We start from the raw sequence: 20016 nt of genomic DNA, 5'->3' as shown, positions 1-20016 counted from the left end.
TGCTCAATATCAGGTTCCGGATCCCGTCCTGTCCCAAACAGTAGATCGTCATGGTCCTCGTGAAAATATATCTTTAGCGCATGTGGATATAGCCCCAATTGTTCTGGCTAATTATACAAAAAGTCAACGGAATGATCATCTGCAAGTCCACAACACTCAAGTTCCTCGCACCAACGCGCGTTAAACGGTATACAGTCCGGAAGATTGCGGTCCGCTCCTGCTGTCACGGTGATTAGCGTCCGTTTTCCCACAAAAGTAGGATTACCGCCCATCTGCTGATACTGTTGAACAAATGGCTCGTTTGCTTATTTTGGGCTGCGCGCTTACAGATGACAGTTAATTGACAACGGTTGGGAAATCCTCCGGCATCTGTACAGCACTCTCTAATGCAAAATCCGAAGATTCAATATTTATACCGCGTGCATGGGGAAGATGCACCTAAAATAACAGGTGTGTATGAGATTTTAATATTTGTAAGATTCTGGGTATACTGTCAAATACTTTACATGGAAATACCCTGTCAGAAACGGTACAGTGTTAGCAGTACTGTTAATAAGAGGGGGTAAATATGATAAAAAGAGGAGTATGCTCCGTACTGGTCCTGGTGCTGACCCTGGCATTTATACTTCCGGCCGGCGCCCTGGATTATAAATTCAACATGTCGTACATATACTTCGGGAATTCTTCGGATTATGCAAAGCTTGTGAGCAGAACGCAGAACTCATTGAACGAAGTGGCGCCCGCCTACTTTACACTGGACACACAGGGAAAGCTCGTGCTGACACCCGCGGTGAGCACCGACTTTGTTACGAAAATGCACGAAAAGGGAATTCTTGTCGTACCTTACCTCACGAACGACTGGGTCCGGGATACAGGCATTGCTGCGCTGAAGAATAAGGATGCACTGGCAGCCGACCTCGCCGCGGCCGTCTTGAAATACAAGCTTGACGGGGTCAATATAGATATTGAAAATGTGACCGATGCCCAGCGGAGCGATTATGTTGCATTTGCCCGCTTGCTGCGGGACAAGCTCCCCGCCGGAAAACGCATCATTGCCGCGGTTCCAGCCAATCCCTATGGATCAACGACGGGCTGGGCCGGGTCTTATGATTACGCCGGACTCGCCAAATACTGTGACTATCTCATGCTCATGGCCTATGACGAGAGCTACTACGGAAGCAAGCCGGGACCGGTCGCAAGCATGTCCTTTGTTGAGAGGTCTATCAAATACGCACTGGGCCAAGTACCAAAGGAAAAGATCGTTCTGGGCCTTCCTTTCTACGGACGTATCTGGTCAATTGGAGGCGGCTCTGTGAATGGCAACGGCGTCAGCAACGAGATGGTAGAAACACTGATTGTAAAATATGGCGGGACGGTGACATTCGACAAGGTCAGTCAGACAGCCTGCGCAACGATCACGGTGAAAGCTTCCGATACAAAGCCCGTGATCTACGGCCTAACACTTTCCGCCGGCACTTATGTCATCTGGTACGCAAATGAGCAGGCTCTCAAGGCAGAACTGGCCCTTGTGACGAAATATGACCTTAAGGGCACCGGCAGCTGGAGCCTTGGACAGGAAACAGCGCAGACATGGGATTACTACAAGCTTTGGCTCAACGGCTGTACCTTCTCCGACGTCCAGAGCATCTGGGCTCGAGACGCCATTCTGACGGCCCATGTAAACGGCTGGATGGAGGGTGTCTCCTCCACCGTCTTCTCCCCCTATGCCTCGCTTACCCGCGCCCAGGCGGCGGCCATTCTCGTGAGGCTGATCGGCCTGACGCCCGCCAAAAGCAGTTTTACCTTCGCCGACTGCGGCGGACATTGGGCGCAGGGATATATTGATACAGCGAGAAAATACGGCATTGTATCGGGTACCGGAGGGAACTGCTTTAAGCCGGACAGACCGGTTACACGCGCGGAAATGGCCGTGATGCTCAACAATATACTCGGTTACAGCAGTACCGCACAGACGTTCACGGATGTTTCGAAAACCGAATATTCCTGGGCGTACGGCGCCATCAGCGCGCTTGAAACGCAAGGCATCCTGAACGGATACGCCAACGGAAGCTTCCGTCCGCAAAACAGCATAACCCGCGCTGAAACGGCCGCGATCATCACAAGGATAGACCTCTCACAACGGGCGGTTCACTGAATCGCGGTCTGACAGTTATTAAGCACTGGGAGAGCTTTATCGCCTTTCTTAACCGCAGGCTGTTTTTCAATAAAATAGGTTCTCTGCACCGCCAGCACCGGATTGTTGGTGATGACGCCGTCCACCCCTAAAGCAATCGCTTCATCCAGCAGCTGCTTTGTATCAATGGTCCACACATAAATTTGTTTGCCCGCCGCATGAATAGACTGCACAACCGATGCACTCACGTAGTCCGCTTTCAGACTGATGGCATCCACACACCGCAGCCGAAGAAGACAGCTTTTAAAATCACAGCCCACATATACGGTTTTGATTTCGGGGGCATAGCTTTTCACGCGCTGAAGAATTCCACAATCGCTGGAGGCAATCAGGCATTGATCCTGTAAATCTTCCTTCAAAATTAAATCCACGACGGTTTTTTCGCAGCTGGCTCCCCGGCACGGTTTGAGTTCAATGTTCAGCATCAGACCGCTTCCTTTGAGGAATCGCAATACTTCCTGCAGAGTGGGAATCGATTCTCGGTCTGACCAGAGGCCCCCGTTTTTCTTTACTTTCAGACTACGCAGTTCGTCATAAGTAACCTCACAGATTTCTCGATTCACTCCGGCGGTGCGCATCAGATTACTGTCATGCATGACTACCGGGACTCCGTCCTTAGTCTGGCGCACATCTAACTCGGCGCAATCGGCCCCTTCCTCTGCCGCGCCCCAAAAGGCAGCCATTGTGTTTTCCGGAAAACGGAAAGAATCCCCCCGGTGTGCCACGATTTCAACTTCGCAGTTCTTTGCCTTTTTGAGCGGCTGACATAATCGTATGCCACACAGCCAGACAGACAAAAAGGCCAGGGCAAAAAGTGCTGCGCACACTTTTTGAAGAACATGCCCATTTTTCATCACTTACATGCCGCCTCCGTCCTTTGCCGGATTTCAAAAGTTTTTGCATGCATGTGATATTTATGCGGACTGCAGCCTCTTGCACGCGGAAATCCCTCGGACAGAAGATCGGTTAAGGACAAAAAAAGGCCGCCCCAATAGGGGCGGCCAGAGGGTAAACAATTTTGCTTATCTTCTTCCGAAGCACTCGCTGCAGTAGACGGGACGGTCTTCACGGGGCTGGAAAGGAATCTTGCAGGGTCTACCGCACTCAGAGCAAACAGCATCATACATCTGACGCTCTCCGCGGTCTCCACGAGAATTCTGCTTGCGGGCATTGCGGCACGCTTTGCAGCGCTGGGGTTCGTTTGTAAAGCCTTTTTCAGCAAAAAATTCCTGCTCGCTGGCGGAAAAGGTGAATTCCTGACCGCAGTCTTTGCACACGAGTGTTTTGTCTTGATACATGAGATACCTCTTTAATTTTAGTTCGCCATGTTGACGATAGTATAACTATATTCTACATATTTGAAAATGTCAACAAAAAAATATGGAAAAAATTTAAAATGAGAGTCGGTCGGGCCGATCCAGGACTGAGCGGCTGATACAGATGTAAATAGTTGCAACAAACAGGCCCTGCCATAAAAGGCAGGGCCCGCGAATCAGCAGCAGTTAGCCCGGCAAATGCGGGTGGCGGAGATCTGGGGCGGGATGCTCATGGTCATGATCCCGCTGAAATGAATGCATACGCAGTCTCCAATGGAAAAGCGGCAGGCGTTTGCCGTATGGACCAGTATCTCCTGAGCTGTGCTTTGGTCGTAGACCAGCAGACTGCGTGGGTGGACCTGCCGGACCATTGCACAAATAGTTGTATTCAAGGCTGCTTCCATGGTACGTGCCTCCCATCTGAATGATCGCACAGAACATTTTATTCCAGAGAGGCATTTGATGTGAGAAAATTTCAGGCGAGGCTACTTGCTTTGCATCTATGACTGCAACTATTATTTTTTGTCATCCCCGGGTTTGTAGCGGTTTCCCGACTGCTTTTTGTCATTACGGCCCTCGCCATCAAGCGCGCTTTGAGCAAAGGTTGGTCCGCCCTTCGCCTTCTCTTCACGGACGGACTTGGGGTCAAGCTGACTGTCTTTCGGCATAAATCATCACCTCGCTTTCATTTTTTGCAGATTTGCTTTTTATATGCAACCTCCAGAAAATGCAAAGAGCGCTGATCCTGAAAAAGGACGAAAAGACGAAACGGCGGGGAACCGCAAATCGGTTTCCCGCCGTCATTTCAAAGGCGTTTGCTCAGGCTTTCAGCCGCAGCCACTCGGAGTCGTAGAACTTCAGGGTGGCATCCGGCAGGTTCAAAAATGCCTCGCAGGAGGCCATAACATCGTCGGAGGGGTAAGCCACCGGGTTGGAGGTAATGGTCGGATCCAAAGCTTTCGTGACGCTCATCAGCGGGGTAGAGTAGCCGATGGCCTCACAGTTGGCAACACCCACATCCGTGGAGCACATAAAGTTGATAAACTTCTCCGCGTTCGATTGATTGGCGGCTCCGGCGGGGATGCACATGGCGTCGGTGAAGATATTGGACCCCTCGGATGGAATCACAAAGGCCAAATCCGGATTGTTCTCGTGCATGGTGAGATAGTCCCCGGCGTAATACACGCCCATGGCGGCCTCGCCGCCCTCAAGCTTGTCAAAGATCTCGTCCATGACGTAGGCCTGAACGATGCCATCCTTCTTCTGCTGAATCAGAAGGTTCACCGCCGCGGTGATCTGGGACTGATCCGTGGTATTGTAGGAGTAGCCAAGGTCCTTCAGCGCCACGCCGATGGCGTCCCGGGAGTTGTTGATCATTAGCACCTGCCCGGCGTATTTCTTATCAAACAGGGAATCCCAGCTGGTGACGGCCTGATCCACCATGGTGGTGTTGTAGATGATGCCCACGGTACCCCACATATAGGGGACGGAATAGGCGCTGTTCGGGTCATAGGCCGGATTCAAAAATTTGGGGTCCACATCCGCCGCGTTTGGAATGTTGTCAAAATTCAGCGGAGTCAACATCCCTTCGTCGATCAGACGGGAGATCATATAGTCGGAGGGGATAATCACATCGTAGGAATCCCCCTGCTTCAAATTGGCATACAGCGTCTCGTTGTCGGGACAGACATTGTAGTTGACCTTGATGCCGGTTTCCTTCTGAAACTTGGCGATGACATCCATGGTTCCGTCCTGTCCGTCGGAGATATACTCTCCCCAGTTCAGAACATTTACCTCGCCGTTGGGATATTGACTGCTGGAGCTGCCGCCGCAAGCGGTCAGCAGAGGGCAGACCAGAAGGACTGCCAGAACCAAAGAAAGGACCTTTTTCAATTCTTTATGTTCTCCTTTACGAAATTAAGATTTGACTATATCAACGGCGCACCGCGCCAGAGCTTTATTTCTTTGGCGTCAGGGTGGCTTTCTGGCGTCGGGCTGCGGAGTCCTGCCGCGCCTGGCGGAGGTTCACGATCACCAGCATTGCCAGCACTGCGACAAATAAAAGCGTTGAAATGGCATTGATCTCCGGACTGATGCGGCGCCTTGCCATGGAATAGACCTCCATCGCCAGAGTGGAGACCTTGTTGCCCGCGGTAAAATAGGAGATAACGAAATCGTCCACCGACATGGTAAAAGCGATGATCACACCGTTGACGATGCCGGGCATCAGATCGGGGAGGATGACCTTGCGGAAAGCGTAGAAGCCGCGGGCTCCCAAGTCCTGCGCCGCCTCATAGATGTGGGGGTCCAGCTGCCGCAGGCGGGGCATGACGGAGAGAATCACATAGGGAATATCGAAGGTGATGTGGGCGATGAGCATGGTGCCGAAGCCCTTGACCAGCGTGATATCCAGCGCCCTGCCAAGCGTGCTGTTAAAAGCGTTGATGGCCAGCATGAACAGCAGCGACAACGAGACGCCGGTGACGATATCCGCGTTGGTCAGGGGGATGTTGTTGACGGACATCAGCGCATGGCGGCTGCGTCGCTTCAAAGCGGCAAAGCCGATGGCGGCGGCGGTGCCCGCAAGCATGGCGATCAGGGACGCCAAAACACTGACCAGCAGCGTGGTTTGCAGGGCGCTCAGGATGGCGCTGTCCTGAAACAGACGCCCGTACCACTGCAGGGAAAAACCGCCCCAGACGGTCCGGCTTTTCGTCGCGTTGAAGGAAAAAATAATCAGGACGAAAATGGGCGCGTAGAGGAACAGGAAGATCAGCGCCAGAAATACCCGGTTGGCGAAATTGTTCTTTTTCACAGCAGCATCGCCTCCTCCTCGCCCTCGCCAAAGCGGTTCATCACGGCCATGCACACCAACACAATGACCATCATTACCAAAGAGATGGCGGAGCCGAGATAGGGGTTATACGCCCCGCCCAGAAACTGGGTCTCGATCAGGTCGCCCAGAAGTGTCACCATACCGCCGCCAAGCAACCGGGAGATGGCGAAGGTGGCCACGGAGGGAACGAATACCATCGTGATGCCGGAGAGAATGCCGGGGACGGACAGGGGGAAGATCAGCTTGCGGAAGACCACGGCGCTGTTGGCCCCAAGATCCTGAGCCGCCTCAATCAGCAAGGGATCGATCTTTTCAATGACCGTGAAGATGGGCAGGATCATAAAGGGCAGATAGTTGTATACCATGCCCAGCACAATGGCTCCCTGCGTGTTGATCATGGGAAAGTAGGCAAAATTTGTCCCGAAAACATGGTTGACCAGAGAAATCAGGCCGATTTTCTGGAACAGGGAATTCAAAAGTCCGGTGTTTTCCAGAATGGACATCCAGGAGTAGGTCCGCAGCAAAAAGTTCATCCACATGGGCAGCATGATCAGGATGGTGGCGATGCGCCGCATACCGGGACCCTCTCTGGCCAGAAACCAGGCCACGGGGTAGCCGATCAGAATACACACCAGCGTTGCGATGGCAGCCAGCAGGAAGGACCGTCCGAACACGGCGGCGTAGGTCCCCATGACGCGAAAATTGTCCAGCGTAAAGCGGCTGCCGTCGTGGAAAGCGTATATCACCACCAGAAATAGCGGCGCAACCACGAAAATCGCCATCCAGACGACGTACGGCACGGCAAGGCCCTTATTCTTCATTGCCGCTGCCCTCTGGAGAATCCTCCTCCTCGTCCAGTGCCTCCGCGTCGGAGAGTTCGTCGTATTCTTCACTATAAGAGCTGTAATCTCCGAATTTTCCGGAATACGCGCTCTTTTTCATGATGTGGAAGCCGTCGGGGTCAATTTTAACCCCGATTTTTGCACCGACAGGGGAGTGGTCCGTGGTCTGGATGAGCCACTTGAAGCCCCGGAAATCCACGATGATGTCATACTGCATTCCCTTGAAGGTCACGTTGGTGACGGTGCCCACCAGTTGACCCTGCTCCACGGGGACAATGTCAATGTCCTCGGGGCGGACCACCACGTCCACCGGCTCGCCCTGGGCGAAGCCCTCGTCCACGCAGGGAAAGGTCTTGCCGTACAGTTTCACAAGACGATCCTGAACCATGAGTCCGTCGATGATGTTGGACTCTCCGATGAAATCCGCCACGAAAGCATTTTTAGGCTCGTTATAGATATCCTCCGGCGTACCGATCTGCTGGATGGAGCCCTTGTCCATCACAACGATGGTGTCGGACATGGTGAGGGCCTCCTCCTGATCGTGGGTGACATAGACGAAGGTGATGCCCACTTGCTGCTGAATCTTTTTCAGTTCGAGCTGCATATCCTTTCGGAGCTTCAGATCCAGCGCGCCCAATGGCTCGTCCAGCAGCAACACCTTGGGTCGGTTTACCAGCGCCCGGGCAATGGCCACCCGCTGCTGCTGACCGCCGGAGAGGGCGTCCGGCTTGCGAAGCTCAAAGCCCCTGAGACTGACGGTTTCCAGCATCTCAAGAACCTGCTTTTCAATCTCTGCTTCCGACAGCTTCACCATCCGCTTTCCGCTGGGGTCGGCGGGGTCGGGAATGCGCTTCATCCGCAGGCCGAAGGCCACGTTTTCAAAAACATTCATGTTGGGAAACAGCGCATACTTCTGAAATACGGTGTTGATCTGCCGCTGATAGGGCGGAACGCCATTAATCCTCACACCGTCGAACAGGATGTCTCCCGACATTGGCGTCGTGAAACCCCCGATGATCCGAAGCGTTGTGGTCTTGCCACAGCCGCTGGGGCCAAGCAGTGTGAGGAATTCTTTGTCATTGATGTAAAGATTTAAATGATCGAGAACCAGCTCGTCGTCAAACGCCATGCAGAGATCCCGCAGACGAATCAACTCTTTGGACATGTATCCTCCCCCGTTTCTATAATTTATACAATAATAGAAGCGCCTCTTTTCTCTGTTGAGGGGGAACCTTTCTCGTTGAAATTCGGCAACTAAAGACTATATCGAAAACCCATTGAAAAGTCAAGAAAAATAGCGAATTTTGAATGGAATATTTTCCACTTGGAAGACTTTGCCCCGCAAATATTCCAGGAGCCCGGCATCGGACTTGAAATCAAAGGCCAATCGGTACGACCACAGGCACTGCTTTTGCTCGTGATAGCTCCGATTTACCTCGCCCCGGCCGTATTTCCCGTCCCCCAGCAGGGGGCAGCCGATCTCGGTCATGGAGACACGAATCTGGTGGGTCCGGCCCGTCAGAAGCTCACACTCCACCAAAGACAGCTCTCCCCTGGTTTGAAGCGTTTGATAGTAGGTGACGGCGCTGCGCCCACCGGGGACGGGGTGGTGGTAGAAGGAGACCTGCTTTTCCTTTTCATCCTTCAGGAGGAAGCCCTCGATTTTTCCGGCGGGGGGCTTCGGCCTGCCCACCGCCACGCACAGATAGGCCTTGCGCAGCTCGTGAGTGCGGATCTTATCGTTGACAATACGCAGAGTCTCCGCGTTTTTCGCGGCGATGACGATGCCGCCGGTGTTGCGGTCAATGCGGTTGCAAAGCGCCGGGGCAAAGGAGTTCTCCGCTGCCGGGTCCCATTCCTTTTTCTGATACAGATAGGCCTGGATGTGGTGGACCAGGGTGTTCACCTTCTCCGTCTCGTCGGCGTGGACCACCAGACCCGGGCGCTTGTTGACCAGCAGCAGGTTTTCATCCTCATATAGAATGTCCAGCTGGGCGTGAAACGCAGAGAGAAATTTGTCTTCCTTCTCATCCGGCTCCTGAAAAAATTCGTCGTTGATATACATTTGCACAGCGTCGCCGGGCTCCAGTCGGGTCTCCCGCTTGGAGCCCTTGCCGTTGACCTTCACCCGCTTCAGCCGGATGTATTTCTGCACCAGAGCGGGGGGCAGCAGCGGCGTGGCTTTCGCCACAAACCGGTCCAGCCGCTGTCCGGCGTCGTTTTTGTTGATGGTGAATTCCCGCATAGAACCCTCCAGAAAGATAGATATACGAACATTGTATCCGATTTTTGAAAAAATGCAAGGAATTCAGAAAAAGTGTTTGACAAGCCGGGAATTATCACTTATAATACTACTCGTGTCATTGCGAGGTGTACTATGCGTTTCGACGTAAAACCTATTTTGAATTTCCCCGGCAAGTCGTTGGATTTTCAGTTTACGCTGGATTTGTCCGACACGGAGCTGAACGGCCAGTATCCTGCCCAGGAGCCGATTTCGGTCCGGGGTTCTGTGCGGAACACCGCCGGATTGCTGGAGCTTTCCATGGCGGCATCCACAACGCTGGATGCCGTGTGTGACCGTTGCGCAAAGCCGATCCGGATTCCCAAGGAAGTGGAATTCCACTGCTTGCTTGCGGAGGAGTTGGAGAGCGAGGAAAACGACGAGATCGTTTTGCTGGAGGACGGCGAATTGGATGTGGGCGATCTGGCCCGCACTGCGTTCATCCTTGAAATGGACGCCAAGTTTTTGTGTTCAGAAGATTGCAAAGGACTCTGCCCCCGCTGCGGCGCCGATCTGAACCTCGGCCCTTGCGGCTGCAAGAAGGACGCGGACCCGCGCCTTGCGGCCCTTGCAAAACTTTTAGAGAACAATTTATAAAACGGAACCAGAGCGGAAAGGCGAAGAGCCTGCCGCTGATCTGAAGGAGGTGTCATCATGGCAGTACCCAAGGCAAAAGTATCCAAAGCAAGACGTGACAAGCGCCGCAGCTCCACCTGGAAGCTGGCGACTCCCGGTCTCGTGGCTTGCCCCAAATGCGGTGCGCTGCACCTGCCTCACAGAATGTGCAAGGAGTGCGGTACTTACAACGGTCGGACGATTAAAGTCGTCAAGTCCGTGGCCGCTAACGCTGCAAAATAAGTTTTTTTGCATCATAATGAGGAGGAAAGAGTCCGCTCTTTCCTCCTTGTTTTGTGTTCGATAAATTTCCCGGCTGTGCGGTTGCAATTCCGTGCCTTCCGGGTATAATGAGAGACAGAAGCGGACAGGCGTCCCGGCGGGAGCCTTGAATATAGAGAAACGGGAGGAAACCCATGAAACCCATTGTTGCCATTGTAGGCCGGCCCAATGTGGGCAAGTCCATGCTGTTCAATAAGCTGATTGGCCGGCGGCTCTCCATCGTGGAGGATACGCCGGGCGTCACCCGTGACCGAATTTACGGGGAGACGGACTGGAGCGGTCGCGCGTTTACCCTGATCGACACCGGCGGCATCGAGCCCCGGACGGACGATCAGATCCTGACCTTCATGCGTCAGCAGGCGCAGCTGGCCATTGACCACGCCACGGTTATTATCTTTCTGACCGATGTGAAGACCGGCCTTACCGCCTCCGACCACGAGGTGGCCAATATGCTGCTGAGAAGCGGCAAGCCCATCGTTTTGGCGGTGAACAAAATGGATTCCACCGGTGCGATGAATCCGGATTTTTACGAGTTTTACAATCTGGGCCTGGGGGATCCGATCGCCGTTTCCGCCGTCCATGGGCACGGCACCGGCGATCTGCTGGATGCCTGCGTGAAGTTTTTCCCGCCGGAGGAGGAAACGGAAGAAGGCCAAGACACCATCAAGGTGGCGCTGATCGGAAAGCCCAACGTGGGCAAGTCCTCTCTCTTGAACCGAATTTTAGGGGAGGAGCGGAGCATCGTCAGCGATGTGGCAGGCACCACCCGAGACGCCATCGACTCTCCCTTTGAGAACAAGCAGGGAAAATTCCTGTTTATCGACACTGCGGGAATGCGCAAGAAGTCCAAGGTGGAAGAGGATATTGAAAAATACAGCGTTCTCCGGGCCACCATGGCCATTGAGCGCAGCGACGTGTGCCTCATCCTGATCGACGGGCGGGACGGCGTGACCGAGCAGGACACCAAGGTGGCCGGCCTTGCCCACGAGGCGGGCAAAGCGTCCGTCATCGTGGTGAACAAGTGGGATCTGGTGGACAAGGACGAAAAGACCATGGACCGTCTCACCGCCGATATTCGGCGTGACCTTGGATTCATGACCTACGCCCCGGTGCTGTTCATCTCCGCCCTGACGGGGCAGCGTGTCGAAAAGCTCTTTGAGCTGATTGTGGCCGTGAGCAATCAGGCGTCTTTGCGCATTACCACGGGTATGCTGAACAACGTCCTCTCCGACGCGCAGACCCGCGTTCAGCCCCCCTCCGACAAGGGCCGCCGGCTGAAGATCTATTATATGACGCAGGTGGGCATCCGCCCGCCTCATTTCGTGGTGTTCTGCAACGACGCGGGGCTGTTCCACTTCTCCTATCAGCGGTATCTCGAAAATCAGATCCGCGCTGTATTCGGATTGACGGGGACGCCTATCATCCTCTCTATCCGGCAAAAGGGCGACAAGGAGGAATAAGGATATGGGTCCAATTTATCAGGCCTCGCCGCTGCCCGCAGTGATCGGACTTGGCGTGTTGACGGCGCTGGCTGCATACCTGCTGGGCTGCTTCAACGGGGCGGTGATCGTCTCCAAGTATATTTTGAAGGATGATATCCGTACCCATGGCAGCGGTAACGCGGGCCTGACGAATTTTTACCGCACCTTCGGCGGGCCGCTGACCTTTGTGGTGATCCTCACGGATGTGCTCAAGGCGATATTCGCCGTGCTGATCGGCATGGCGGTTTTCGGACATTTTATGGGTGCCGCCGCCTCTGGAAAACTGTTTGCCGGACTGTTTTGCATGATTGGGCATATGTTCCCCTGCATGTTCCACTTCAAGGGTGGAAAAGGCGTTCTATCCGGCGGCATCGTGGCAATTATGCTGGACTGGCGTGTGGCGCTGATCGTCTGGGGCGGCTTCCTGCTGCTGGTAATTTTCACGCGTTATGTTTCACTTGGTTCTATCTATGCCGGAACGATGTTCCCATTTGCTACCTATTTTGTAATGCACAGTCTGGTGCTGGCGTTTTTATCCGGCTGCTATGGCGCTCTGCTGGTATGGGGCCACCGGGCCAACATCCGACGGCTTTTGAAGGGTGAGGAGAGCAAGTTCAGCTTCCACCACAAAAAGTAACGGGTACTTAAAGGCGGCGCCGCCCCGGTGGAACGGCTCGCCCGGAAAATTTCCAGAGAAAGCGGGATTTGGATATGAAGACGGTAGTTTTAGGCAGCGGCGGCTGGGGAACGGCTCTGGCCATGGTCCTTTGCGACAACGGGCACGACGTGACCCTCTGGTCTCACAGCAAAGAGAAGGCGGCGCTGATGGCGCAGACCCGGGTAAATCCCCTCCTGCCGAATGTGGAGCTGCCCGCGGCATTGAAGTTCAGCGGTGACCCGAAATGTGTGCAGGGCGCGGAGATTGTGGTTTCCGCCTCCCCGTCCTATGCCGTTCGGAGCAATATCCGGCTGGCCGCGCCGTTTTTAAAGGAGGGGGCGGTGCTGGTCAGCGTCTCCAAGGGCATTGAGCGGGATACGAACCTGCGCATGAGCCAGCTGGTGGAGGAGGAAACGGGCGGGCGTTTCCCCGTGACGGCGCTGTCTGGCCCCTCCCATGCGGAAGAAGTGAGCGTTCGCCTGCCCACCGGCTGTGTGGCGGCGGGAGAGAGCGGCGAGGCTGTGAAGCTGGTGCAGGACGCATTTATGAACCGCAATTTCCGGGTCTATACCAGTCCGGATATTGTGGGCGTAGAGCTGGGCGGCGCGCTGAAAAACGTAGTGGCCCTCAGCTGTGGCATCTGCGATGGCATGGGCTTTCAGGACAATACAAAGGCCCTGCTGATGACCCGCGCCATGGGAGAGATCGCCCGTCTGGGCGAGACGCTGGGCGGACAGCGCCAGACCTTTGCCGGACTTGCCGGAATGGGTGACCTGATCGTCACCTGCACCTCCATGCATTCCCGAAACCGTCGGGCAGGTATTTTGATCGGTCAGGGCAAGACGGCCCGGGAGGCCATGGACGAGGTGGGCGCGGTGGTGGAGGGTTACTATGCCGCCGAGAGCGTCTATCAGCTGGGCCAAAGAGCCGAAGTGGAAATGCCGATCTGCACCTGCGCCTATCAGGTGCTCTATCAGGGCAGACAGGTTCGGGACGTGGTGACGGAGCTGATGACCCGCTCCAAAAAAGACGAGCTGGGTTACGACTGGATGTGACCGGCTGTTTCAGGAAAGCGCCGCTTCCCGGACGGGGGCGGCGCTGCGCACATGCCGCAGGACAAAAAAACTCCCGAACCAAAAGGTTCGGGAGTTGATTCGTCTTATCAGACCGCTCTGGTGACTTTACCGGAACGCAGACACCGGGTACAAACATACACATGGCGCGGCGTACCATTGACGATTGCCTTGACACGCTTCACATTGGGCTTCCAGGGACGATTGGCACGTCTGTGGGAGTGAGACACCTTGATACCGAAGGTGATACCCTTATCGCAAAACTCGCACTTAGCCATCCGTTGCACCTCCTTGCTGTTTCGGAATTACACCCATTTTTCACAGGCACAGCTGATATAATAGCAGAAAAAAACATAAAAAGCAAGGGGAAATTTCAAAAAAATTTAAAATATAAAAAACGGGCCGCGCAGGTGAAACAGTTGCGAAAAATCGACTCATACGTTATAATAAAGCATATTAATACAGGCGTATCTGTTGGATGGTCCGTGCGGCGGCATTTGACGCGCGGACTGCGGGAAAAAGCTTTGACTTGTGCGCCTACAGAACAAAAAGTGGGAGCGGCGGCTTTTGTGCCGCCGCAAAAAAGGAGACGGGCGCTTATGTCGTGCAACGGACTGAAGATGAAGGATTTTGCGGCTTCATTTGACCTGCAGATCCTCAATCGCGGAAATGATTACGAGGAGGCGGTCCTCTCCATCACAGATGTGAACCGGCCCGGCCTCCAATTTCTGGGCTTTTACGATTATTTCGATCCCCGCCGGCTACAGGTGATCGGCAAGGCGGAGGTCATGTACCTGAAGGGGCTGACATCCCAAGAGCGGAAAAAGGCGTTTGACGACCTGTTCCTCTATGATATACCGGCGCTGGTAATCGCCCGGGATCTGGACTGCTTCCCGGAGTGTCTGCAAAGCGCTCAGGAGCATGAACGGACCCTGCTGCGCACCACAGAGACCACTGTGGACTTCACTGCCCATACCATCGAATTTTTGAATCGCAAGCTGGCGCCCTGTATCGGGCGGCACGGTGTGCTGATGGATGTGTACGGCGAGGGAGTGATGCTCACCGGAGACTCAGGCATCGGCAAGAGCGAGACCGCCATTGAGCTGATCATGCGGGGCCACCGGCTGGTTGCGGACGATTCCGTGGATATCCGGAGGGTATCCAATCAGCTGCTTGGCACATCGCCGGAGATGATCCGGCATTATATTGAGCTGCGGGGCATTGGCGTGATCGACGTGCGGCAGCTGTTTGGAATGCGGGCCATCAAGATAGAGTCCCAGATCGACCTGGTGGTGCAGCTGGAGCAGTGGGACGATAACAAGTTTTACGACCGGCTGGGTATTGAGGACCACTTTACGGAGATTTTGGATTTACAGGTACCCTGCGTCACGATTCCGGTCCGGCCCGGGCGAAACCTGGCCAGCATCGTGGAGGTGGCGGCCATGAACAACCGCCACCGGCGTTTCGGCTTCAACGCGGCGGAGGAGCTGGCCCGGCGGGTGGATGAACGGGCGGATCTGGGCAGCGGCAAAAAGGACTGAAAGAGGAGCGGAGACGATGTACGTAGGGATCGACGTGGGCGGCACGAATCTGAAAGCAGGCCTCGTGGACGAGGCGGGCCGCCTGTTGGCAACGCGAAAAATTCCTCTGGGCATGTTTCAGGGTGAAGAGTACTTCGTCCGGAAGCTGGCGGAGCTGACGGCGCAGGTCTCGCGGGACGGCGGCGTGGTTCCCGGAGAGCTGAAATACGTGGGTATGGGCATCCCCGGCGCGGTAGCGGAGGGGGATGTTCTTTACACCTGCAACATCCCACTGCAAAATGTCCCCATCGGCAGACTGTTCAGCCAATATCTGGACGTTCCGGTACTGCTTGAAAACGACGCCAACTGCGCCGCCGTGGGTGAATATTTCGGCGGTGCGGGACGGGGGACGAAGAACTTTGCCGTGGTGACTCTGGGTACCGGAATCGGCGGCGGATTTATTCTGGGCGGCAAACTCTATGCCGCCAGCGGCATGGCCGGTGAGGTGGGACACATGGTGGTGGAAAAAGGCGGCGTACTCTGCAACTGCGGGCGGCGCGGCTGCTGGGAGGCATATGCCTCGGCCACCGGGTTGATCCGCATGACGAAGGAAGCCATGGAACGGGATCGGGAGAGCCTGCTCTGGGAAGAATCCAAAGACGGAAAGGTTGTTTCGGGCCGGACGTCTTTCGCCGCGGCCATGCGGGGGGATGAGACGGCGCGGGCGCTGTGCAGGACGTATGTGGAATATCTGGCGGCGGGCATTGTGAACCTGCTGAACATTTTGCAGCCGGAGGTGCTTGCCATCGGCGGCGGTGTCAGCGAGGCGGAGGACGAACTGCTGCTGACGCCTCTGCGGGAGATTGTAAATCAGGAGAGCTACGCCGCCCATTGCGGCGGGAAAGCCACGGTGGTCAAGGCAGAGCTTGGCAACGACGCGGGCATCATCGGCGCGGCGCTGCTCAAGCGGGCAATTTGAGGTTTGGGAGGACCTGTATGGACTGGGCTGAAGAACTGGACAAATGGGCAGCGGACTATCTGCCGGACCTTGCGATCAAAACCGACGAGGCAATGAGCCGCCACACCTCCTTCCGAATCGGCGGCCCGGCACGGAGAATGGCGTTTCCAAACAGCGGGGCACAGATGGTGCTGCTGGCGGACTTCGCCGAAAAATGCGGCGCGCGGCCGCTGGTGATCGGCAACGGCACGAATCTGCTGGCGCCCGACGAAGGACTTGACCGGTTGGTGATCGACACCTCCGAAGGTTTGAACCGTCTGGAAACAGGCGGGGCGGAGAACCTTGTGATGGCGGAGGCCGGAGTTCCTCTGGCGCGGCTGGCGGATTTTGCCCGCAAGCAGGGGCTTGGGGGCTTGGAATTTGCCCACGGTATCCCCGGTACGGTGGGCGGCGCCATGTGCATGAACGCCGGAGCCTACGGCGGGGAGATGGAACAGGTCACGGAGACCGTGTCGCTGCTGGACGTGGCGAGCGGCGTAAAGACGCTTTCCCGGGAAGAAATGGAGTTCGGATACCGCCGCAGTATTTTGACTGACCACCCGGACCGGGTGGTTTTATCTGCGGTGTTCCGCCTGACGCCCGGCGACCCGGCGGAGATTCGGGCGAATATGGAGGCGCTGATGGCGAAGCGAAGGGCCAGCCAGCCTCTGGAATGGCCCAGCGCGGGCAGTACCTTCAAGCGGCCGGCGGGCCATTTCGCTGGAACGCTCATCGACCAGTGCGGGTTGAAGGGGCTGACGGTGGGCGGCGCCCAGGTCAGTGAGAAGCATGCGGGGTTTATCATCAATCGCGGCGGGGCCACCTTTGCCGACGTGGTGGGACTGATCGAGCAGGTACAGGAGAGAGTGCTTGCGGCCACCGGCGTTCGACTGGAGCCGGAAGTCAAAATTGTGCGGTAAAAGCCGCGCCAGGGAGAGAGAAACAGGTGATTTCATGGAGATTCTGATTATTTCCGGCCTGTCTGGAGCCGGAAAGAGCAAAGCCGCCTCTTTTTTGGAAGACATGGGTTTTTATATTGTGGACAATATGCCCGCGGCGATGATTCTGAAATTCGCGGAGTTCTGCGCGGGGGGCAACGGACGGTACGACCGGGTGGCGCTGGTGTACGATGTACGGACGTCGGATTCCTTCACGGAGCTGTTCGATGTGCTGGATAAGCTGCGGGGCATGGGCGGCGTATGCCGGATGCTGTTTTTGCAGGCGTCTCCGGAGACCGTGATCAAGCGGTATAAGGAGACCCGGCGCCGCCACCCTCTCAGTAGCGGGACAGACACGCTGGAAGAGGCTGTTCGACGGGAAATCGAGGTCATGCGCCCGGTCAAGGAACAGGCGGATTATGTGATCGACACCAGCAATCTGGCCACCGCCCAGCTGCGCGCGGAGCTGCTGCGCATTTTCAGCGGCAAGGACGAAAAAACCGGCATGACGGTGGCGGTGACGTCCTTCGGGTTCAAGTACGGACTGCCGCTGGAGGCCGATCTGGTACTGGATGTACGGTTCATGCCGAACCCATTCTATATGGAAGCGCTGCGGCTTAAGACGGGCCTTGACAAGGCGGTGTCCGACTATGTGTTTTCCTTTCAGCAGACCAGGGATTTTCTCTCCAAGCTGGAGGATCTGCTGACGCTGACGCTGCCGCTGTATGCCGAGGAGGGAAAGACCAGTCTGACCATTGCGGTGGGTTGTACCGGCGGACAGCACCGCTCCGTGGCCATCGCTCATGCTCTGACCGGATTTGTCCAGGGAATGGGCTACCCCGTGACGGAGTATCACCGGGACATGCCCACAGGCTGAAATGCCCAATTACACGGAAAGGGGAATCTATGGAAAATCAGCGGGCGTCCTATCGCCTTCCCAGAGCGCATGGGCCGCGGATCGCCGCCATCGGCGGGGGACACGGCCTTTCCACAATGCTGCGGGGGCTGAAGCAGTATACAGAAAATTTGACCGCCATCGTTACAGTGGCGGACGACGGCGGCGGTTCGGGAATGCTGCGCCACGATCTTCAAATGCCCCCTCCGGGGGACATCCGAAACTGTCTGGAGGCCCTGGCTAACACGGAGCCGCTGATGGCGGAGTTGCTGCACTATCGCTTTTCCGAGGGAACGCTTATGGGGCAGAGCTTCGGCAATCTGTTTCTGGCGGCGCTGAACGGGATCTCTCCCTCCTTTGACGCGGCGGTGAGCCGAATGAGCGAGGTCTTGGCAATCACCGGCCGGGTGTTGCCTGTCACCAATGCCAACGTCCAGCTGGAGGCGGAGTTTGAGAACGGCGTACGGGTGGTGGGAGAGTCCAAAATCTCCTACTGCAAAAAGGAGCAGGACTGCCGCATCCGACAGATCCGTCTGCTGCCGGAGCGCCCGAAGGCGCTGAGTGCGGCGGTGAAGGCGATACAAGACGCGGACATGGTGGTGCTGGGACCCGGGAGTCTGTATACCAGCATTATCCCCAATCTGCTGGTGGAGGGCATCGTGGACGCCATCCGGGAATGCGACGGGCTGAAAGTTTACGTCTGCAACGTCATGACGCAGGAGGGAGAGACGGAGGGGTATACCGCCGCCGACCACATCGCGGCGCTGTTCAAGCACTCCGTGCCAAAGCTGTTCGACCTGTGTCTGGCTAATTCCTCTCCCATTCCAAAGGGCGTTGCCGCCCGGTACGCGGAGGAGGGCGCGGAGCTGATCCGCTGTGATCGGGAGCGGTGCGGAGAACTGGGCGTTGAGATCATCAACCGGCCCATTGCCACGGTGGAAAACGGATTTGTCCGCCACGAGCCCGGCCATCTGGCTCGGGAGTTGATCCTGCTTCACGCGGAGCGCAGTGTCCGCATCGCGGGGGACAGGTTCACCTTTGACAAGGATTTTTACCGCGTGGAGGATTCAAAACGATGAGGAGGTGAGTGGGATGTCCTTTTCCTACGACGCAAAAAACGAACTGTGCCGGCTGGATGTGCAGAGGCACTGCTGCGCCCGTGCGGAGGCTTACGGCATCCTGCTCTACTGCAACACGTTCAACTCCGGCGAGGTCCGTATCGTCACGGAGAACCCAAACTTTGCCGAAAGGCTTCCACGGCTCTTTTATCGGGCGTTCCACATCCGCTTTGACCGCAGACCGGAGCCGGAGACGCCCGGGAAGCTGGTGTTCCAGATTACCGACCGGAGGAAGCTGGACGGCATGATCGACGCGCTGGGCTATGCTCCGGCGCAGAACCTTGTGCTGCACATCAACTTCGGACTGTTGGAGGAGGAGTGCTGCCGGGCCTCGTTTCTGCGGGGCGTGTTTTTCGCCGGAGGAAGCGTTACCGACCCGCTGAAGCGGTATCATCTGGAGCTGGCGACGTCGCATTTGCAGGTGAGCCGGGAGCTGGAGGCCCTTCTGCGGGACAACGGCTTTCCCCCAAAGGGGCTGAGCCGGAACGGAAGCTATATCACCTACTTCAAGCAGAGCGACCAGATCGAGGACTTTTTGACCCTGGTGGGCGCGCCGGTAGCGGCCATGAGCGTCATGAGCGCGAAAATGGAAAAGGACCTTAGAAACAGCGTGAACCGCCGTCTCAACTGCGATAACGCGAATCTGGACAAGGCGGTGGACGCGGCGCTGGAACAGACGGAGGCGATCCGGCAGCTGATGGACGCGGGGCTGATGGAACAGCTCCCCGACAAACTTCAGGAGACGGCGGCGATCCGGCTTGAAAACCCGGAGCTGAGTCTTTCAGAACTGGTGGACAGTTTTGACCCTCCCGTCACCAAATCCTGCCTGAACCACCGCCTGCGTAAGCTGATCAATCTGGCGAGGGAACTGAAGGGCAAAGCACCCAAATGAAAAATCCGGGAATACCGACGGCCGTCCGCTTACCGGCGCGCATGCAAGGCCGCGCCGCCGAAGAAATGAGCGTACGTG

Annotated in this window: 22 protein-coding genes; 12 read left to right on the top strand and 10 right to left on the bottom strand. The window is 56.1% G+C overall.

Annotated elements, in window-relative coordinates; all coding sequences use genetic code 11:
• The first annotated feature begins 568 nt into the window (after nucleotides 1–568).
• Complete coding sequence (locus tag ABWQ15_RS06540) at nucleotides 569–2155, top strand: S-layer homology domain-containing protein (protein ID WP_353907955.1); 1587 nt, start codon at nucleotides 569–571, stop codon at nucleotides 2153–2155.
• Here the strand turns inward: ABWQ15_RS06540 and ABWQ15_RS06535 are convergent.
• From ABWQ15_RS06535 to ABWQ15_RS06495, 9 genes are all read right to left on the bottom strand, one after another.
• Nucleotides 2149–3048, bottom strand: a complete 900-nt coding sequence (locus ABWQ15_RS06535) for a glycerophosphodiester phosphodiesterase (protein ID WP_353907990.1) — start codon at nucleotides 3046–3048, stop codon at nucleotides 2149–2151. The genes ABWQ15_RS06540 and ABWQ15_RS06535 overlap by 7 nt on opposite strands.
• A 168-nt stretch (nucleotides 3049–3216) precedes the next feature.
• The gene (locus ABWQ15_RS06530) at nucleotides 3217–3492 is read right to left on the bottom strand and encodes a zinc-ribbon domain containing protein (RefSeq protein WP_353907954.1); all 276 of its coding nucleotides are present in this window, start codon (nucleotides 3490–3492) and stop codon (nucleotides 3217–3219) included.
• A 194-nt stretch (nucleotides 3493–3686) separates the two neighbouring features.
• Nucleotides 3687–3914, bottom strand: a complete 228-nt coding sequence (locus ABWQ15_RS06525) for a hypothetical protein (protein ID WP_353907953.1) — start codon at nucleotides 3912–3914, stop codon at nucleotides 3687–3689.
• A 111-nt stretch (nucleotides 3915–4025) separates the two neighbouring features.
• Entirely contained in the window at nucleotides 4026–4178 is a 153-nt protein-coding gene (locus ABWQ15_RS06520) for a hypothetical protein (protein WP_353907952.1), read from the bottom strand.
• A gap of 151 nt (nucleotides 4179–4329) precedes the next feature.
• The gene (locus tag ABWQ15_RS06515; RefSeq protein WP_353907951.1) at nucleotides 4330–5403 is read right to left on the bottom strand and encodes an ABC transporter substrate-binding protein; all 1074 of its coding nucleotides are present in this window, start codon (nucleotides 5401–5403) and stop codon (nucleotides 4330–4332) included.
• Between the two features lie 64 nt (nucleotides 5404–5467).
• Nucleotides 5468–6325, bottom strand: coding sequence for an ABC transporter permease (locus tag ABWQ15_RS06510; protein WP_353907950.1), 858 nt, complete (start codon nucleotides 6323–6325; stop codon nucleotides 5468–5470).
• On the bottom strand, nucleotides 6322–7167 hold the full coding sequence (locus ABWQ15_RS06505) for an ABC transporter permease (protein ID WP_353907949.1): 846 nt from the start codon (nucleotides 7165–7167) through the stop codon (nucleotides 6322–6324). Before ABWQ15_RS06505 ends, ABWQ15_RS06510 begins: the two co-directional genes overlap by 4 nt.
• On the bottom strand, nucleotides 7157–8353 hold the full coding sequence (locus ABWQ15_RS06500) for an ABC transporter ATP-binding protein (protein WP_353907948.1): 1197 nt from the start codon (nucleotides 8351–8353) through the stop codon (nucleotides 7157–7159). Before ABWQ15_RS06500 ends, ABWQ15_RS06505 begins: the two co-directional genes overlap by 11 nt.
• A 120-nt stretch (nucleotides 8354–8473) precedes the next feature.
• Nucleotides 8474–9433, bottom strand: coding sequence for an RluA family pseudouridine synthase (locus ABWQ15_RS06495; protein WP_353907947.1), 960 nt, complete (start codon nucleotides 9431–9433; stop codon nucleotides 8474–8476).
• Between the two features lie 132 nt (nucleotides 9434–9565).
• Between ABWQ15_RS06495 and ABWQ15_RS06490 the strand changes: the two genes are divergently transcribed.
• From ABWQ15_RS06490 to ABWQ15_RS06470, 5 genes are all read left to right on the top strand, one after another.
• Nucleotides 9566–10066, top strand: coding sequence for a YceD family protein (locus ABWQ15_RS06490; protein WP_353907946.1), 501 nt, complete (start codon nucleotides 9566–9568; stop codon nucleotides 10064–10066).
• Between the two features lie 57 nt (nucleotides 10067–10123).
• Nucleotides 10124–10327, top strand: a complete 204-nt coding sequence (gene rpmF / locus ABWQ15_RS06485) for a 50S ribosomal protein L32 (protein WP_353907945.1) — start codon at nucleotides 10124–10126, stop codon at nucleotides 10325–10327.
• A gap of 173 nt (nucleotides 10328–10500) precedes the next feature.
• Nucleotides 10501–11826 (top strand): ribosome biogenesis GTPase Der, encoded by a 1326-nt coding sequence (gene der / locus ABWQ15_RS06480; RefSeq protein ID WP_353907944.1) that lies wholly within the window; start codon nucleotides 10501–10503, stop codon nucleotides 11824–11826.
• A 4-nt stretch (nucleotides 11827–11830) separates the two neighbouring features.
• Nucleotides 11831–12484 carry a glycerol-3-phosphate acyltransferase gene (locus ABWQ15_RS06475; RefSeq protein ID WP_353907943.1) on the top strand — a complete coding sequence of 218 codons (654 nt, stop codon included), beginning with the start codon at nucleotides 11831–11833 and terminating at the stop codon, nucleotides 12482–12484.
• 74 nt (nucleotides 12485–12558) lie between these two features.
• Nucleotides 12559–13560, top strand: a complete 1002-nt coding sequence (locus ABWQ15_RS06470; protein ID WP_353907942.1) for an NAD(P)H-dependent glycerol-3-phosphate dehydrogenase — start codon at nucleotides 12559–12561, stop codon at nucleotides 13558–13560.
• Nucleotides 13561–13667: 107 nt separating this feature from the next.
• Here the strand turns inward: ABWQ15_RS06470 and rpmB are convergent, their stop codons facing one another.
• Nucleotides 13668–13856: a 50S ribosomal protein L28 gene (rpmB, locus tag ABWQ15_RS06465; RefSeq protein ID WP_014117937.1), complete on the bottom strand. Its 189-nt coding sequence runs from the start codon at nucleotides 13854–13856 to the stop codon at nucleotides 13668–13670.
• 321 nt (nucleotides 13857–14177) lie between these two features.
• On the opposite strand from rpmB, the gene hprK reads away from it, so the two are divergent.
• The 6 genes from hprK to whiA are packed head-to-tail and all read left to right on the top strand — an operon-like array spanning nucleotide 14178 to nucleotide 19938.
• The gene (hprK, locus tag ABWQ15_RS06460) at nucleotides 14178–15119 is read left to right on the top strand and encodes an HPr(Ser) kinase/phosphatase (RefSeq protein ID WP_353907941.1); all 942 of its coding nucleotides are present in this window, start codon (nucleotides 14178–14180) and stop codon (nucleotides 15117–15119) included.
• Between the two features lie 16 nt (nucleotides 15120–15135).
• On the top strand, nucleotides 15136–16077 hold the full coding sequence (locus tag ABWQ15_RS06455; protein WP_353907940.1) for an ROK family protein: 942 nt from the start codon (nucleotides 15136–15138) through the stop codon (nucleotides 16075–16077).
• A gap of 17 nt (nucleotides 16078–16094) precedes the next feature.
• Nucleotides 16095–17015 (top strand): UDP-N-acetylmuramate dehydrogenase, encoded by a 921-nt coding sequence (murB, locus tag ABWQ15_RS06450; RefSeq protein ID WP_353907939.1) that lies wholly within the window; start codon nucleotides 16095–16097, stop codon nucleotides 17013–17015.
• A gap of 34 nt (nucleotides 17016–17049) precedes the next feature.
• Nucleotides 17050–17910, top strand: coding sequence for an RNase adapter RapZ (gene rapZ, locus ABWQ15_RS06445; RefSeq protein WP_353907938.1), 861 nt, complete (start codon nucleotides 17050–17052; stop codon nucleotides 17908–17910).
• Nucleotides 17911–17939: 29 nt separating this feature from the next.
• The gene (locus ABWQ15_RS06440) at nucleotides 17940–19007 is read left to right on the top strand and encodes a gluconeogenesis factor YvcK family protein (protein WP_353907937.1); all 1068 of its coding nucleotides are present in this window, start codon (nucleotides 17940–17942) and stop codon (nucleotides 19005–19007) included.
• A gap of 13 nt (nucleotides 19008–19020) precedes the next feature.
• Nucleotides 19021–19938, top strand: a complete 918-nt coding sequence (gene whiA / locus ABWQ15_RS06435; protein ID WP_353907936.1) for a DNA-binding protein WhiA — start codon at nucleotides 19021–19023, stop codon at nucleotides 19936–19938.
• Nucleotides 19939–20016: the final 78 nt, after the last annotated feature.

Origin of the sequence: Oscillibacter sp. (assembly GCF_040505565.1) — a bacterium.
Lineage (GTDB): Bacteria > Bacillota > Clostridia > Oscillospirales > Oscillospiraceae > Oscillibacter.
Note: the sequence above shows the minus strand (reverse complement) of the source record. Positions and strands in the feature narration are given on the sequence as shown.

Bases quoted from the DNA above. Each gene is read 5' to 3' on its own strand.
- ABWQ15_RS06505 (WP_353907949.1), bottom strand. From the start codon at position 7,167: ATGAAGAATAAGGGCCTTGCCGTGCCGTACGTCGTCTGGATGGCGATT.
- ABWQ15_RS06500 (WP_353907948.1), bottom strand. From the start codon at position 8,353: ATGTCCAAAGAGTTGATTCGTCTGCGGGATCTCTGCATGGCGTTTGAC.
- murB (WP_353907939.1), top strand. From the start codon at position 16,095: ATGGACTGGGCTGAAGAACTGGACAAATGGGCAGCGGACTATCTGCCG.
- ABWQ15_RS06455 (WP_353907940.1), top strand. From the start codon at position 15,136: ATGTACGTAGGGATCGACGTGGGCGGCACGAATCTGAAAGCAGGCCTC.
- ABWQ15_RS06530 (WP_353907954.1), bottom strand. From the start codon at position 3,492: ATGTATCAAGACAAAACACTCGTGTGCAAAGACTGCGGTCAGGAATTC.
- ABWQ15_RS06520 (WP_353907952.1), bottom strand. From the start codon at position 4,178: ATGCCGAAAGACAGTCAGCTTGACCCCAAGTCCGTCCGTGAAGAGAAG.
- ABWQ15_RS06440 (WP_353907937.1), top strand. From the start codon at position 17,940: ATGGAAAATCAGCGGGCGTCCTATCGCCTTCCCAGAGCGCATGGGCCG.
- ABWQ15_RS06540 (WP_353907955.1), top strand. From the start codon at position 569: ATGATAAAAAGAGGAGTATGCTCCGTACTGGTCCTGGTGCTGACCCTG.
- rpmB (WP_014117937.1), bottom strand. From the start codon at position 13,856: ATGGCTAAGTGCGAGTTTTGCGATAAGGGTATCACCTTCGGTATCAAG.
- der (WP_353907944.1), top strand. From the start codon at position 10,501: ATGAAACCCATTGTTGCCATTGTAGGCCGGCCCAATGTGGGCAAGTCC.
- hprK (WP_353907941.1), top strand. From the start codon at position 14,178: ATGTCGTGCAACGGACTGAAGATGAAGGATTTTGCGGCTTCATTTGAC.
- rpmF (WP_353907945.1), top strand. From the start codon at position 10,124: ATGGCAGTACCCAAGGCAAAAGTATCCAAAGCAAGACGTGACAAGCGC.
- ABWQ15_RS06495 (WP_353907947.1), bottom strand. From the start codon at position 9,433: ATGCGGGAATTCACCATCAACAAAAACGACGCCGGACAGCGGCTGGAC.
- whiA (WP_353907936.1), top strand. From the start codon at position 19,021: ATGTCCTTTTCCTACGACGCAAAAAACGAACTGTGCCGGCTGGATGTG.
- ABWQ15_RS06475 (WP_353907943.1), top strand. From the start codon at position 11,831: ATGGGTCCAATTTATCAGGCCTCGCCGCTGCCCGCAGTGATCGGACTT.
- ABWQ15_RS06490 (WP_353907946.1), top strand. From the start codon at position 9,566: ATGCGTTTCGACGTAAAACCTATTTTGAATTTCCCCGGCAAGTCGTTG.
- ABWQ15_RS06470 (WP_353907942.1), top strand. From the start codon at position 12,559: ATGAAGACGGTAGTTTTAGGCAGCGGCGGCTGGGGAACGGCTCTGGCC.
- rapZ (WP_353907938.1), top strand. From the start codon at position 17,050: ATGGAGATTCTGATTATTTCCGGCCTGTCTGGAGCCGGAAAGAGCAAA.
- ABWQ15_RS06525 (WP_353907953.1), bottom strand. From the start codon at position 3,914: ATGGAAGCAGCCTTGAATACAACTATTTGTGCAATGGTCCGGCAGGTC.
- ABWQ15_RS06535 (WP_353907990.1), bottom strand. From the start codon at position 3,048: ATGAAAAATGGGCATGTTCTTCAAAAAGTGTGCGCAGCACTTTTTGCC.